Below are 14,583 nucleotides of genomic sequence, written 5' to 3'. Positions count from 1 at the left end.
TGTAATTCATGTCAATCACCTCGTTTGTAAAGAATATGCAAAACATTATGCGTAACGACGCCGGAATTTCTGGTGACGCGCAGCGCCTCGAACAAATCGTCTGGATTTTGTTTCTCAAAGTCTATGCAGCGAAAGAAGAACAATGGGAGCTGCATGACGATAACTACACTTCCATCATTCCAGAAGAATGTCGATGGGAAAATTGGGCCGTCGATAAGAAAGACGGAAGATCTTTAACGGGAGAAGCACTTCTTAATTTCGTGAACGGTACTCTTTTCCCTACTCTCAAAACGCTTCCGGTAGACGAATTGACACCGGTAAGTAAATCTATCGTCAAATTTGCTTTTGAAGATGCGAACAACTACATGAAAAATGGCGTGCTCCTACGCCAAGTCATAAACGTCATTGATGAAATTGACTTTACTGATTACAAGGAGCGTCATGCCTTTAACGAAATCTATGAACAGATTTTAAAGGATCTTCAAGCTCAGCGCGCGTCGGGAGAGTTTTATTCTCCCCGCGCCACCACGGATTTCATGGTTCAGGTAACTAACCCTCAGCTAGGAGAGCGTGTCGCCGACTTCGCATGTGGAACTGGTGGTTTCTTAACTTCATCGTTGAATCATTTAATCCAACAAGTCACCACAACTGAAGAGCGTGAACTTTATAATGCTTCTGTGTTCGGAATCGAAAAGAAAGCTTTTCCTTATTTGCTAGCAATTACAAACTTGTTACTCCATGACATCGATAATCCAATGATTGTGCATGGTAACTCTTTAGAAAAAAACGTGCGCGATTACTCTGAACGTGAAAAATTTGAAGTGATACTAATGAATCCTCCTTACGGCGGATCAGAGATTGATGGCATTAAAATGAATTTCCCACTCGAATTACGCAGTAGTGAAACAGCTGATTTATTTATGTCCGTTATTATGTATCGGTTGAAAAAGGATGGTCGCGCTGGCGTCATCTTACCAGATGGTTTTTTGTTTGGTGAAGATGGATCGAAGCTCGCGATTAAAGAAAAACTGATCAAAGAATTCAATTTGCATACGATTATCCGGTTACCACATAGCGTATTCGCACCATATACACCCATCCACACAAATATGTTGTTCTTTGATAAAACAAAACCGACAGAAGATGTTTGGGTTTACCGATTAGACATGCCAGAAGGTTATAAAAACTTCTCAAAATCACGTCCAATCAAATTAGAGCATTTCGAACCTGCATTGGAGTGGTGGAATAATCGTGTAGAAATCATCGACGGAAAAAACGAAAAAGCACGTAAATTTACAGCTGAAGAAATCACCGACCGAAATTACAACCTTGATCTATGTAAGTTTCCTCAAGATGAAGAAGTTATTTTAGAGCCTCAAGAACTAATCGAAAATTATTTAGCAGAGCGCTCACGTCTAAATCATGAAATTGATAGTATCTTAAATGAAATTCAATCTATGTTAGGTGAAACGAAATGAATGCTGATCAATTAAAGAAATCAATTTTACAGTTCGCAATCGAAGGCAAACTGTCCAATCAAAATCTTAGTGAAGAATCGGCTCATACTTTATTAGAAGATATTAAACTAAACAAACAAGCTATGATTCAAAATAAAATAGTCAAAAAAGAAAAATCTCTTCCCTTAATTACTGAACAAGAAATCCCTTTTGATATACCTGATAATTGGAAATGGGTTCGTTTGGGAGAAGTAATTTCACTCTTGTCTGGCCAAGATTTTTCTCCGGATAACTATAATGATATGGAGAGAGGTATCCCTTATATCACTGGTGCCAGCACATTAAACAGAGAAGGAATATTACTTAATAGATGGACAGAAACGCCAAGATGTATTGCAAATGCGGGTGACCTCCTTCTCGTTTGTAAAGGGTCTGGATTTGGAAAAACACTCATTTGTAATGTTGAAAAGGCACATATAGCTAGACAGATAATGGCGATCAAACACTCTCACTTAATGGAGATCAAATATATCGATATATATTTAAAAGCGAACATCAATCAAATAAGAAAATCTGGTCAAGGTGTTATTCCAGGGATTGATCGTCAGAGTATTTTAAAGATGGTTTTCCCTCTCCCACCTATAGAAGAGCAGAGAAGAATCGTATCTAAAATTGATGATTTAATCTTAAAAATAGATTCATATAGTACCCATTACCTAGAGCTAGAAGCTTTAAATATGCGTTTCCCTAAAGACTTAGAGAAATCAATTCTGCAATATGCTATTGAAGGAAAATTAGTAGAACAAGATACTTCGGATGAACCCGCTTCAGAACTACTGAAACGAATTTCTGAACAAAAGGAACAAATGGTCAAAGAAAAAATCATCAAGAAAGAAAAAGCTCTTCCTCCTATAATCGAGGAAGAAATTCCTTTTGATATTCCTGAGACATGGGAATGGGTGAGACTTGGAGAAATCACTCAAAAAATACATTACGGTTATACAGCATCAGCTCAACAAAATGGAAACGCTAAATTGTTGAGGATTACAGATATTCAAAACAACTCGGTTATTTGGAATAACGTCCCATACTGTATGATTGAAGAAAAGAATGTTGAAAAGTATAGTTTGAATCAGGGAGATGTCTTAATCGCTCGTACTGGTGGCACTATAGGAAAAAGTTTTTTAATACGTGACTTATCATCTGATATCCCTATCCTGTTCGCATCATATTTAATAAGGGTTCAATTAATTGATGGTTTTAATAGAGAGTATTTAATGTACTATCTCCGTAGCCCTCTTTATTGGGAACAACTAAGAGAAATGTCTGCTGGCACTGGTCAGCCAAATGTAAATGCTCAGAATCTAAAAAAACTACTTATTCCTATACCTCCAATTGAGGAGCAAAATAGAATAGGCAAAAAAATAAATCATTTATTAACACTTAGAAACACTATAAAAAAAATCTATTAAACGAACGTTAAAAAGATATGTTTGATAGTTAGTTCACATTAAAATGAAAAGGGCTTTAAACAGCCCTTTTCATTTTGTTTCCATTGTCTTTTAACTTATCTTTTTATCAATGTTCGTTTTCTTTTATTATTAATGAGTAAAAAAACAAATAAATGGAGGTTATTCATGACGAGAATTGGATATGCAAGAGTATCAACCTTTGATCAGAACTTGAACTCTCAGTTAGATGAACTTAAGAAAGCTGGTTGTACTAAAATCTTTCAAGAGAAGGCCTCCAGTGTTAAAAACTTGAAAAGTGCTTAGATTATTTACGAGAAGGTGATACCCTGGTTGTCTGGAAGTTAGATCGGTTGGGGAGAACCACAAAGAAGCTTCTTGAATTGATTGATGATTTGAAGGATCGCGGAATCAATCTTCAAATCATTACACTAGGTGTCGATACCTCCACAGCTGCAGGTAGATTGTTCTTTACTATGATGGCTGGACTAGCAGAAATGGAACGTGAGCTGATTCGTGAACGTACGAACGCTGGGCTTCAGGCTGCCCGGGCTCGAGGAAGAATGGGTGGCAGAAAACCTATCGATGAACAAATCATGGCCAGAGCAATGATGATGTATGAAGCCAAGATGACAGTAGACGACATCACAAAGACTTTAGATATATCTAGGTCCACATTTTATAAATATAAAAAAGCTTCAAATCATATTGAAGAATAATTTTGAATACGATCATTAGATGTTACCACCTCTGACGACTAACCCATCAGAAGAAACGAGACACTACTTGGATTGCTCTGACGTCAGCGTTCTGATATACCAAGGCTTTCGCTTATCAATTCATGATTTGATAAGCGTTATAGCTTGATGAGGGATATGCATCGATGACTCAAGTATACTAGGTGTCATGCGACATGAATTTTGTACGCTGTAAGTCTTGAAATATTCCCAATAGCTTATCTCGGCTATGTTCGTTCAAGTTCATGATGATCCCTCTTATATCAAAGATGACAGGATTTACTCTTAGTAATATTCTTAAATTCGTGTGGAACTGTCCTCATTTAACTTACTCATCATATACGGGGTATAACCAACATTTTGTCATAAAAACCACGTTAAGACAATAAATGGAAAACATAAGCTGATATCACCAACGCTAAGGAGATATCAGCTTAATTTTTATATCTTTAAAGGTCATAATTCATTTGATTTGGGTACCTTTTTCGAATCAAATAAATATTCTCCAAGTAAATTTATATGTTCCCAACCCAATGGGGAAATGTGAGGCAATAACTCCTCTTTTAATAAGCCCTTTTCTTTTAATATCTTTGTAGCCTCTGTGAGATAAACGGTATTCCAAACTGTAATAGCATTTATAAGAATATTTAAGGCACTAGCTCGTTGAAGTTGATCTTGCAATCCTCTTTCCCGTAACTCTCCACGTTTACCAAAAAATAAGGCTCTTGCCAATCCATTCATAGCTTCACCCTTATTTAATCCTCTTTGGATATGCCGGCGTAATGTTTCATTAGAAATATAGTCTAATATAAAGATTGTCTTTTCAATTCTACCCATCTCTCGCAATGCTGTTGCTATTTTATTTTGGCGAGATTATGTTTTTCATTCAAATATTCACTTGAATATTAACCAAGGAAAGGTATATACTACATTCAAGTGAACACTTGAATATCAATGGGGTGATAATGTGAATAAGAAAGATACTTGTGAAATTTTTTGTTATGACGAGGAAAAGGTCAATCGAATACAAGGTGATTTAAAAACAATCGATATTGTTAGTGTTGCCCAAATGTTAAAAGCAATTGCGGATGAAAATAGGGCAAAGATTACCTATGCTTTGTGTCAAGATGAAGAGTTATGTGTGTGTGATATAGCAAATATTATTGGTATTACGGTGGCAAATGCTTCTCATCATTTAAGGACCCTTCATAAGCAGGGGATTGTAAGATATAGAAAAGAAGGAAAACTAGCGTTTTATTCGTTAGACGATGAACATATTAGACAAATAATGATGATTGTACTAGAACATAAGAAAGAAGTGAATGTCAATGTCTGATCAAAAGGCAATAACATCTGAACAAGAAATGAAGGCCTATCGTGTACAAGGTTTTACTTGCGCAAACTGCGCGGGTAAATTCGAAAAAAATGTAAAACAGCTATCTGGAGTTGAGGATGCAAAAGTAAATTTTGGTGCATCTAAAATTGCTGTTTATGGTAATGCAACGATAGAAGAACTAGAAAAAGCAGGTGCATTTGAGAATCTCAAAGTGACACCTGAAAAATCTGCTCGCCAAGCATCACAAGAGGTAAAAGAAGATACGAAAGAAGATAAAGTGCCGTTTTATAAAAAGCATAGTACTCTACTTTATGCTTCCTTATTGATTGCCTTTGGTTATCTTTCCTCGTATGTGAATGGAGAAGAGAACATTGTTACTACCTTATTGTTTTTAGCATCCATGTTTATCGGAGGATTATCACTTTTTAAAGTTGGTTTGCAAAACTTACTACGTTTTGAATTTGATATGAAAACCCTTATGACAGTGGCTGTTATAGGTGGTGCTATTATTGGAGAATGGGCAGAAGTTGCCATTGTTGTTATTCTCTTTGCAATCAGTGAAGCACTTGAGCGATTCTCTATGGATAGAGCAAGACAATCGATTCGTTCATTAATGGATATCGCTCCTAAAGAGGCACTTGTTAGACGTAATGGACAAGAAATAATGATTCATGTTGATGATATTGCTGTTGGGGATATCATGATTGTAAAACCTGGTCAAAAGATTGCGATGGATGGTGTAGTTGTAAGTGGGTACTCTGCCGTTAACCAAGCAGCTATTACAGGTGAATCAGTCCCTGTCGAGAAAACGGTTGATAATGAAGTATTTGCAGGTACCTTAAATGAAGAAGGATTACTTGAAGTAGAAATAACGAAACTTGTAGAAGATACAACAATTTCTAAAATTATTCATCTTGTAGAGGAAGCACAAGGGGAACGTGCTCCTTCGCAAGCATTTGTTGATAAATTCGCAAAATATTACACACCGATTATTATGATCATTGCAGCATTAGTTGCTATAGTCCCTCCATTATTCTTTGATGGCAGTTGGGAAACATGGATTTATCAAGGATTAGCTGTTCTTGTTGTTGGTTGTCCTTGTGCGTTGGTTATATCGACTCCTATTTCTATTGTTTCAGCGATTGGAAATGCTGCGAAAAAAGGGGTCCTTGTAAAAGGCGGAGTGTATTTAGAAGAAATGGGCGCCTTAAAGGCTATTGCATTCGATAAAACAGGAACATTAACAAAAGGGGTCCCAGCTGTAACTGATTATAATGTGTTGAACAAACAGATAAATGAAAAAGAATTACTATCCATTATTACTGCATTGGAGTATCGTTCTCAGCATCCTCTTGCTTCAGCCATCATGAAAAAAGCAGAAGAAGAAAACATTACTTATTCTGACGTACAGGTAGAGGATTTCTCTTCTATCACAGGAAAGGGTATAAAGGGTATCGTAAACGGGACGACTTATTACATCGGTAGCCCGAAACTCTTTAAGGAATTATTGACTAATGATTTCGATAAAGACTTAGAGCAAAATGTTACTACTCTTCAAAATCAAGGTAAGACAGCCATGATTATTGGAACCGAAAAAGAAATACTTGCAGTTATTGCAGTTGCTGATGAAGTTCGTGAGTCAAGTAAGGAAATTCTTCAAAAGTTACATCAACTTGGAATCAAAAAAACAATTATGCTTACTGGTGATAACAAAGGCACTGCGAATGCTATCGGAGGGCAGGTTGGAGTATCTGATATAGAGGCAGAATTAATGCCACAGGACAAATTAGACTTTATTAAACAGTTGAGATCCGAGTATGGCAACGTAGCAATGGTAGGAGATGGGGTCAATGATGCACCTGCATTGGCGGCCTCAACAGTTGGGATTGCAATGGGTGGAGCTGGTACAGACACAGCCTTAGAAACTGCAGACGTCGCTCTAATGGGAGACGATTTAAGAAAACTTCCATTCACTATAAAACTTAGCCGGAAAACTCTTAATATCATCAAAGCTAACATTACTTTTGCAATTGCTATTAAATTTATTGCCTTACTATTGGTTATCCCAGGTTGGTTAACGCTTTGGATTGCCATTCTTTCCGATATGGGCGCAACCCTTCTAGTAGCTCTAAATGGTTTGCGACTAATGAGAGTGAAAGAATAAAGGAAAAAGTGCTAAAAAGGGCTCTTCCAGACAGATGGAAATTCCTTTTTTAAAAAGGACTCATTATGAGTATAACTTCTAAATATAATAAAAAATCAGTTAGTGAGTTGATGTAATTGACTTTAATTTTGAACGTTATTTCTGCAATAGGGGCATTTATAGTTACCAATATTGATGATATTTTTGTTTTGATGCTGCTATTTTCACAGGCAAAAGCACAGGTGAAAACGAGTGAAGGTTTAAAAGGTAACCAGACAGAGAATAAGCATATATCCCCTAAGGATATAATTATTGGACAATATCTAGGTTTTACCTTGTTAGTAGTAGTTAGTCTCTTAGGAACTTTTGGAGTTATGTTAATTCCAGAGAAATGGGTAGGATTACTTGGACTAATCCCAATCTATTTAGGGATTATGTTGTTTATAAAGGGAGAAGATGAGGATGAAAATGCAATTCTTTCAAGTTTAAATTCTGGAAAGTATAATAGTGTCTTTTTAAGTGTAGCATTTATAACATTTGCTAATGGCGGAGATAACATTGGAATATATGTTCCTTTCTTCTCTACTTTAACCATGAACCAACTAGCAGTAACGGTTATTACTTTCTTTATTATGGTTGCGATTTGGTGTTTTATTGGATATCGTTTGGCAGCTTTTAAACATGTCTCTGAAACCTTAGAGAATTACGGTAGATGGATTATACCCATTGTCTTTATTGGTTTAGGAATCTATATCATGGTGGAGAACGAAACTTTCAGTGCCCTTTTGAGTTTTCCGTTTGTCAATTTAAGCTAGACAGATCGACTCCATTCAGGTGACTCAAAAATGCCTCCAACGGTGTGCGGTAATTCAGTGACTTTCTTGGGATGTTATTCCGCTTGTCGTCCACCGACGAAATGAATGTTTGATCCACCTGGTTGAAGTCCATTTCCTTTGCCAAGCCGTCTTTCCGCAGGATCCCGTTGGAGTTTTCATTCAAGGCGCGCTGAGAAGGCGTGCCGGGATCCGCAAAGTAAATCGAGACGTCGTGCCGGTTGCACAACGGTTTCCAATTGGAGAATTCCTTGCCGCAATCAAACGTGATGGATTTGAACAGATTTCTCGGGACCCCTTGGAACCACTGGTTCAACGCAGTTTCAATATCGCAAGCCTTGCGTCCTGCAGGCTTCAGGGCGATGATGACTTTCGTCAGCCGTTCGACCAGCGTGATCACCGCACTTTTGTGGCGGGCACCCACAATGGTGTCGCCTTCGATATGCCCGAACTCTTTTTTGAACGACGGGTTGTCGGCTTCCCGTTCGGAAATATGGCGTTTGAACGCCTGTTTTCCCCGGCGTTCCTGGTGTCCATTGGGTTTCCGTTTTCCTTTCATCGGCAGCGTGGCGGCGTCAAAGACCTGATTTTTGAACATGCGATAGATGGTGCGCGCGGAACAATCGATGGCCGTTTCTGCCCGGCCGACAATGACATCCGGCGTCCAGCCCTGCGCCACCTTGTCTTGAACATAGGCCACTTGTTTCTTCGGCAGGACAATCTTCCGCCGGCCGCAGCGTTTCTTATTTTTCTTGTATTGCGTGTAGAAGTCGAGCGCTGTATGTCCTGATTTCAGGAAATTGATGACGTTGTAGATTGGCTGCCTGGAACGGTTCATCAACTTAGCAATGATCGCTACAGGTATATTTTGGCGGTGGTAGGATTCTATCATCACCAGTTCATCCGTGGTAAGATGGGTGTAGGTCATTCGTAATCACTTCTATGTTTTTCTTTGGTCGGAAAATACATTGTGAGTGTACCACGAATGGCTTTTTCAATTGTCTAGCTTAATTTTACAATCGGCGATTAATGAATGAATGATCAATTTTTGAAAACTTTTTTGTGTTAATTGAATTTAAGTAGAAAAGAGAAGAAGCTTTTGGGCTTCCTCTCTTCCGATAATATCTCATATGTTAACTATAAAAATATATTTAATTATCCAAAGTCTTCAAACCTCCGTTTGACTTTAACCTAATACAAAACTGTGCCCCCAAGGTTAAAGAAAATTCAACTTTTGGGAGGCAGCACTTTTCGTGTACGACAATTAAACACGGTGTTAAACAGCTCTATTTCTTAGTTTCAATGTCATCGCATTGATAGCCACGATAACCGTGGACACGGACATCAGAACTGCTCCTGCGGCAGGAGCCAACGTAATCCCAATGGAGGCTAGAACACCCGCCGCTATGGGAATGGCAATAAAGTTATAACCGGCTCCCCACACGAGGTTCTGTTTCATTTTACTGGTTGTTTTATTGGCCAATTCGATAAAGGATTCAATATCGCCTGGATCCGACTGAGTCAAAATCACATCAGCGGAATCGATGGCGACTTGAGTTCCGGCACCGACTGCTATCCCAACGTCTGCTATTGCAAGGGATGGTGCATCGTTGACGCCATCGCCGACCATGATAACCGTTTGTCCATTATTTTTCAGTGATTCCACTAAACCATATTTATCTTGCGGTGATTGATTGGCTCTGTATTCAATGCCCAGTTCCTCTGCTACTCCTTGGGCAGCCGTTTCATTGTCACCTGTAGCCATAATCGGTTTTATATTGTAATGCTTCAATGCCTGTATCAGCGTTCTGCTCGTTTCTTTCAATTCATCGCCTAATGCGACCGTACCGATCGGATTCCCGTCCTCAACTAGTATACTTAATGTTGCCCCTTGGGGAACATCCACCGCTACATCTCTTCCAAGTGCCTTTTGGCTGATCAATTCGTATTTGCGGCCATTGGCGTTTCCTTCTATACCCGCACCCGACACAACATCAATCGAATCAAAGTGGACAGGCTGAATCCCTTGTTTCTCAGCGTATTGGACGATTGACTGGGCGATTGGGTGGCTGGACCCGCCTTCAATCCCTGCCATTAACGCCGCGATTTCGGCTTCGGTATGTTGACCATCCAGTGTTTCCATGTTCAAAACTTTAAATTCGCCAGTAGTCAATGTACCCGTTTTATCCAGTATCATTACATCAGCCTTAGTTGCCAGCTCCAATGCTTCGCGGTCTTTCACCAACAGCCCGCGGCTTGCACCTAAACTGGTGCTTCGTGCAATAACCAGCGGAATGGCAAGGCCGAGAGCGTGTGGACATGCAATGACTAATGTCGTAACCGTAAAAAGAACAGCGGTTTGAATGTCAGCAATGTACAGCCAAACGACAAAAGCGAGGAAAGCCACCACAATGGCGATATAAAACAGCCAGCCGGCTACTTTTTGAGCCAGATTTTCAGCTCTTGAAGGTTGATCCTGCGCCTGGCTTATCAGGGTTTGTACTTGGGAAATGAACGATTGGTCGCCGGTTTCCTGTACTTCAAGATATATGATGCCTGCACCGTTCGTGGAACCGCCGATCACTTTGTCTCCGGCTCCTTTTTCAATGGGTTTAGATTCCCCCGTCAGCAAAGCTTCATTGATCCGCGAGGTGCCTCTTTTGATGATGCCATCGGCAGGGACGTTTTCTCCGGCCTGAACCCGTACAAGGTCTCCGACTTTCAGCTCATTTACGGGACGCGTCTCGATCGAATCATCTTCCAATACCACATGTGCATCTTTCGGCACCAATTCGGCGAGCGATTTTTGCGCGTCTCCTGCTTCTCCGATAGCCTTCATTTCGATCCAGTGCCCAAGGAGCATGATCAACAGCAAGGACGCGAATTCAAAGAAGAAATCCATGATGTGATCGCCGGTTACGTAGCGTGCCAGCACGGCGTAAATGCTATACAAATAGGAAACGGATATCCCTAATGAAATAAGGGCCATCATACCCGGTGCTTTTTCCTTAAATTCAGCGATTGCACCTTGATAGAAGGGTTTTCCGCCATAAACCAATAAGATAGTTGCTAATACAGCGACCACAATATCCGAGTATGGAAAAGTAAATTGGAAAGGAAGCCGAACGTCCATCATCGGCGACAATAATAGAATGACAATGCCCAAGGGCAGCGACTTCAGGAAAATTTCTTTGAAATTCCCATGATGGTGATGTCCATGGTCACTATGATCGTGGCCACCATGATTGTGATGTCCATGGTTACTATGATCGTGGCCACCATGATGGTGATGGGCATGATCATCATGAATTTTGGCAGGATTGCTGTCGTCTTGAATGCCTTCTTTCACTTGGTCTTCATGGTACGAATGCCCAACATGTTTGGAATGATCCATTTTACTGTGATCTACCTGTTCGTCTTGATGGTGGTGATGGTCTTTATCATTTTTAGCCATTCAGTGCGCCTCCTCCAAACTAGTGGTTCTTATCCTATTTAACCCTATTTACATTCTTAACATTCACAAAGTTCTTGCCGAATATACCACGCGGGGGTATATTTCATTTAAAAGTAAAGTGTGCTGTGAAAGCACCCTTATACGACGTCATACCCTTGTTCTTCAATCGCTTTCTGAATTTCGTTTAATGATGTCTTGGCAGTATCATAGTCTACTGCCACTTCGCCTTTTTTAAGATCAACTGTCACAGATGAAATCCCTTCGAGTTCACCGACGCCCGTTTCAACCGAGTTTGCACAGTGGCCGCAGGACATACCTTGTACTTTTAATGTTTCAATCATTATTATTCCTCCTAAAGTAATATTTCCTTAAACTTAACATACCCCGATAGGGTATATCAAGTGTTTAGTATCATTTTACTTTATCGCTGTTTCCATGACTCTAATTTAGAAGTTCACAATGACCCCCCAAAAAAACCGCACCATTGATTTTAATATTTGATTACTTGTCTATAAAATGTGCAGTTTCTATGGAGTTTCGGTATTTCTGTTTAGTTTGGAAAGGAGAGGGAAATCCAGTAAATGAAGCAAAAATAAGAAATGGAGGTTTTAACTTGGCTCATGAACAACATCAGGAATTGATTCGGGCATTACATGATTGTGCAGCGGAATGTAACCATTGTTTTGACGCTTGTCTGCAGGAAGACGATGTGAAGATGCTAGCACAGTGCATTCGATTAGACCGGGAATGCGCGGACATTTGTGCATTTTTGGAACATGCCATTACTCACAATTCACCGTTCGTTTCCGAACTGGCAGCCGCTTGTGCAACCATTTGCGAAGCTTGCGCAGAGGAATGTGAGAAGCACGCCGATCATCATGAACATTGCAGACGCTGTGCGGAAGCTTGCCGTAGATGTGCAGAAGCTTGCCGTAACGCCGCATAACCTTACTCAAAAAGGTCCGTCGGAAATATTTTCCGACGGACCTTTTCTTTTATCAAGCATCATTCTGCTTCATGGATCCATTTGTAGCCGATTCCCCAAACCGTGAGAAAATGATCATCGACCGGAAAACCGGACTGGCGGATTTTTTCCCGAACATTTCGCACATGCGAATCGATGGTCCGCCCTTCCGTCTCTGAGTCGAATCCCCAAATTAACTGGATCAGCTGCTCCCTCGTAAACACTTTGTCGGCATTCTTCATCAGATGGCCCACCATCAGAAATTCTTTTGGCGTCAATTTGATGATATGTTTGCCGTACGTAAGTTCAAACCGGTCTTCGTCCCACACCAAACCGTCCACTTCAATGGTATTTTTCGGAGTTCTCCTGCGAAGCAGCGCCCCCATCCGGGCCAGCAACTCATCTTCATTAAACGGCTTTGTGATGTAATCATCCGCCCCGATATTCAATCCCTTAACAATATCCTCCTGTTGTTCCCGCGCCGTCAGCATAATGATTGGCACATCCGAAAATTTCCGGATTTCGCGGCACAGTTCCCAGCCATCCATTTCCGGCATCATGATATCCAGTAAGACGAGATCGAAAGGTTCCGATTCCAAATAGTCGAGGGCTTCATGAGCTCCCAGTGCTTTTTTACAGAGGTACTGATGCGGCTTCAAATATAAAGCCACTAAATCCAGCATTCGTTGTTCATCATCAACCAACAACACTTTCTGCAAGCGAATCCCCCCTTTTCAATTCTATCAGGACGGTTGTCCCTTGTCCGTACTCACTTTGAAGCGTCATGAGACCACCGTGCGATTCGACGATTTCTTTCGCAATCGCCAGGCCAAGACCGCTTCCTCCGTACTGTCTGGATCTGGATTTATCGACCCGATACAATCGTTCAAAGACAAAAGGAAGATTTTTTTCCGGTATGCCCTCTCCTTCATCACGGATTTTTATGGTGATGGTACCTTTATCTTGGACTCCCTGTAATACCACTTGTGTTCCTTCAGGAGAATGCTTGCGGGCGTTGTCCAAGACATTCAGCAATACCTGCTGAAAACGTTCGGGATCAATGAAGGCGACAATCTCATGTTCACAATGGACAGCCAATGAAATCTGTTTCTCGTCAAAAGCTGGCCGAACCAAGGCAACGACGGATGCAAAAAGCATCTCCAGTGAAAATTCCTCTTTTTGAATGGCGAACTGGTTATGATCCATCTGAGCCAGCTCAAACAGCTGCCGGATCAATTCCGTCAAATGGGCCGTCTCTTCCCGGATGATGCCAATGTATTCCTTTTTCTCTTCCTCGGATGCATCCGGCCGGCTCGCGATATCGGCATATCCTTTGATATAGGTCAACGGCGTCCGCAACTCGTGCGAAATACTCGCCAAAAATTCATTCCGCTCATTTTTTAAATGTTCCAAGTCACTGGATAGAGCAGTGATGGCTTTCGCCAGCTCTCCCAACTCATCGTTTCGGCCAATATTCAGGCTGACCTCGTGGTGCCCTTCGCTTAACTGTTCCGTCGCTTCTTTCATCCGAATCAACGGCAACGTAATCAATCGGGATAGCAAAAAAATTGTGATGACGGTCAACCCGACAGCAATCAGGCCAACAATCAGGAATTGGTTTCGCAAATGACTGACCATCCCTTTGATATGATTGGTTTCCGCAAACATGAACACGTGGCCTCTATGTTCTCCTTCAATGGTGATTGGGCTGTCCGTCGCAATAAACTCTTTTTTGTCCCATCGTTCTTCCACGACCTTCCCTCCCTGCAGAACCTCATCAAAATCGGTGTGTTCCAACACTTCCCTCATTTCAGGTTCAATCAGATCGGAATGGGTCAATTCGTTGCCATCTGCATCCGTGATGATGACGATGAAATCGGAGGCAGATTCCATCAACGCCACATGGTTCAATGTCGCCGGTTCAAAACTGTCTTCCAATACTTCGCTGTGGGTGTTCCCTCTTGCAAGCAGGTTGGTCATGACTTCATCCACCCGTTCATTGACAAAAGTAACGTACAGGGTTAGAAACAAAACCAATTCAATGATGATAATAAACACAAAAAACAGCAAACCTATTTTCAATGCAAGCCTGTTTAACATGGCATCCCTCTTTAAGTCGATTGGTTAGCAGCAATCAAGACAAAGACTGCTGCCGAAAGCTGTTGGATTCGGTTCGTTTTTCAAACGGCT

At 40.8% G+C, this 14,583-nt stretch carries 13 protein-coding genes and 1 pseudogene; 8 read left to right on the top strand and 6 right to left on the bottom strand.

The annotated features are described in order from the left end of the window. Positions 1-8: 8 nt before the first annotated feature. The 4 genes from KNO91_RS13405 (at position 9) to KNO91_RS13395 (ending at position 3,645) form a co-directional block, all read left to right on the top strand. Positions 9-1,478, top strand: a complete 1,470-nt coding sequence (locus KNO91_RS13405) for a class I SAM-dependent DNA methyltransferase (protein ID WP_214818377.1) — start codon at positions 9-11, stop codon at positions 1,476-1,478. Next, positions 1,475-2,929 (top strand): restriction endonuclease subunit S, encoded by a 1,455-nt coding sequence (locus KNO91_RS13400; RefSeq protein WP_214818374.1) that lies wholly within the window; start codon positions 1,475-1,477, stop codon positions 2,927-2,929. The genes KNO91_RS13405 and KNO91_RS13400 overlap by 4 nt, the downstream gene beginning before the upstream one ends. Before the next feature lie 132 nt (positions 2,930-3,061). Then, on the top strand, positions 3,062-3,232 hold the full coding sequence (locus KNO91_RS15465; RefSeq protein ID WP_371816670.1) for a recombinase family protein: 171 nt from the start codon (positions 3,062-3,064) through the stop codon (positions 3,230-3,232). 23 nt (positions 3,233-3,255) lie between these two features. Then, positions 3,256-3,645, top strand: a complete 390-nt coding sequence (locus tag KNO91_RS13395; protein ID WP_371816675.1) for a recombinase family protein — start codon at positions 3,256-3,258, stop codon at positions 3,643-3,645. Positions 3,646-4,119: 474 nt separating this feature from the next. Here the strand turns inward: KNO91_RS13395 and KNO91_RS13390 are convergent. Further along, a pseudogene (locus KNO91_RS13390) lies at positions 4,120-4,536 on the bottom strand (Tn3 family transposase); the annotation flags it as partial. 94 nt (positions 4,537-4,630) lie between these two features. Between KNO91_RS13390 and cadC the strand changes: the two are divergent. The 3 genes from cadC to KNO91_RS13375 all read left to right on the top strand — a co-directional run bounded on the left by cadC (position 4,631) and on the right by KNO91_RS13375 (position 7,957). Beyond that, a complete protein-coding gene (gene cadC / locus KNO91_RS13385) occupies positions 4,631-4,999 on the top strand; it encodes a Cd(II)-sensing metalloregulatory transcriptional repressor CadC (protein ID WP_003322301.1) in 369 nt (122 codons plus the stop codon). Further along, the gene (locus tag KNO91_RS13380; RefSeq protein WP_214818372.1) at positions 4,992-7,163 is read left to right on the top strand and encodes a heavy metal translocating P-type ATPase; all 2,172 of its coding nucleotides are present in this window, start codon (positions 4,992-4,994) and stop codon (positions 7,161-7,163) included. Before cadC ends, KNO91_RS13380 begins: the two co-directional genes overlap by 8 nt. A 116-nt stretch (positions 7,164-7,279) precedes the next feature. Continuing rightward, positions 7,280-7,957: a CadD family cadmium resistance transporter gene (locus KNO91_RS13375; RefSeq protein WP_214818370.1), complete on the top strand. Its 678-nt coding sequence runs from the start codon at positions 7,280-7,282 to the stop codon at positions 7,955-7,957. On the opposite strand, the gene KNO91_RS13370 is transcribed toward KNO91_RS13375, so the two are convergent. The 3 genes from KNO91_RS13370 to copZ all read right to left on the bottom strand — a co-directional run bounded on the left by KNO91_RS13370 (position 7,944) and on the right by copZ (position 11,770). After that, a complete protein-coding gene (locus tag KNO91_RS13370) occupies positions 7,944-8,903 on the bottom strand; it encodes an IS30 family transposase (protein WP_214818368.1) in 960 nt (319 codons plus the stop codon). The genes KNO91_RS13375 and KNO91_RS13370 overlap by 14 nt on opposite strands. 348 nt (positions 8,904-9,251) lie before the next feature. Continuing rightward, positions 9,252-11,285 (bottom strand): heavy metal translocating P-type ATPase, encoded by a 2,034-nt coding sequence (locus tag KNO91_RS13365; protein WP_483299301.1) that lies wholly within the window; start codon positions 11,283-11,285, stop codon positions 9,252-9,254. A gap of 281 nt (positions 11,286-11,566) precedes the next feature. Next, on the bottom strand, positions 11,567-11,770 hold the full coding sequence (gene copZ / locus KNO91_RS13360) for a copper chaperone CopZ (protein WP_029336157.1): 204 nt from the start codon (positions 11,768-11,770) through the stop codon (positions 11,567-11,569). Positions 11,771-12,042: 272 nt separating this feature from the next. Here copZ and KNO91_RS13355 point away from each other — a divergent pair, with 272 nt between their 5' ends. Further along, positions 12,043-12,375, top strand: coding sequence for a four-helix bundle copper-binding protein (locus KNO91_RS13355; protein WP_214782768.1), 333 nt, complete (start codon positions 12,043-12,045; stop codon positions 12,373-12,375). A gap of 59 nt (positions 12,376-12,434) precedes the next feature. Here the strand turns inward: KNO91_RS13355 and KNO91_RS13350 are convergent, their stop codons facing one another. Continuing rightward, entirely contained in the window at positions 12,435-13,112 is a 678-nt protein-coding gene (locus KNO91_RS13350; protein ID WP_029595517.1) for a response regulator transcription factor, read from the bottom strand. Beyond that, entirely contained in the window at positions 13,090-14,493 is a 1,404-nt protein-coding gene (locus tag KNO91_RS13345) for a sensor histidine kinase (protein WP_214818366.1), read from the bottom strand. The genes KNO91_RS13350 and KNO91_RS13345 overlap by 23 nt, the downstream gene beginning before the upstream one ends. Positions 14,494-14,583 lie beyond the last annotated feature (90 nt).

This window comes from Exiguobacterium sp. s59 (assembly GCF_018617475.1).
In the GTDB taxonomy this organism is placed as follows: Bacteria; Bacillota; Bacilli; order Exiguobacteriales; family Exiguobacteriaceae; genus Exiguobacterium; species Exiguobacterium aestuarii.
The sequence above is the reverse complement of the archived record's forward strand: the minus strand, read 5'-3'. Positions and strand labels throughout refer to the sequence as shown.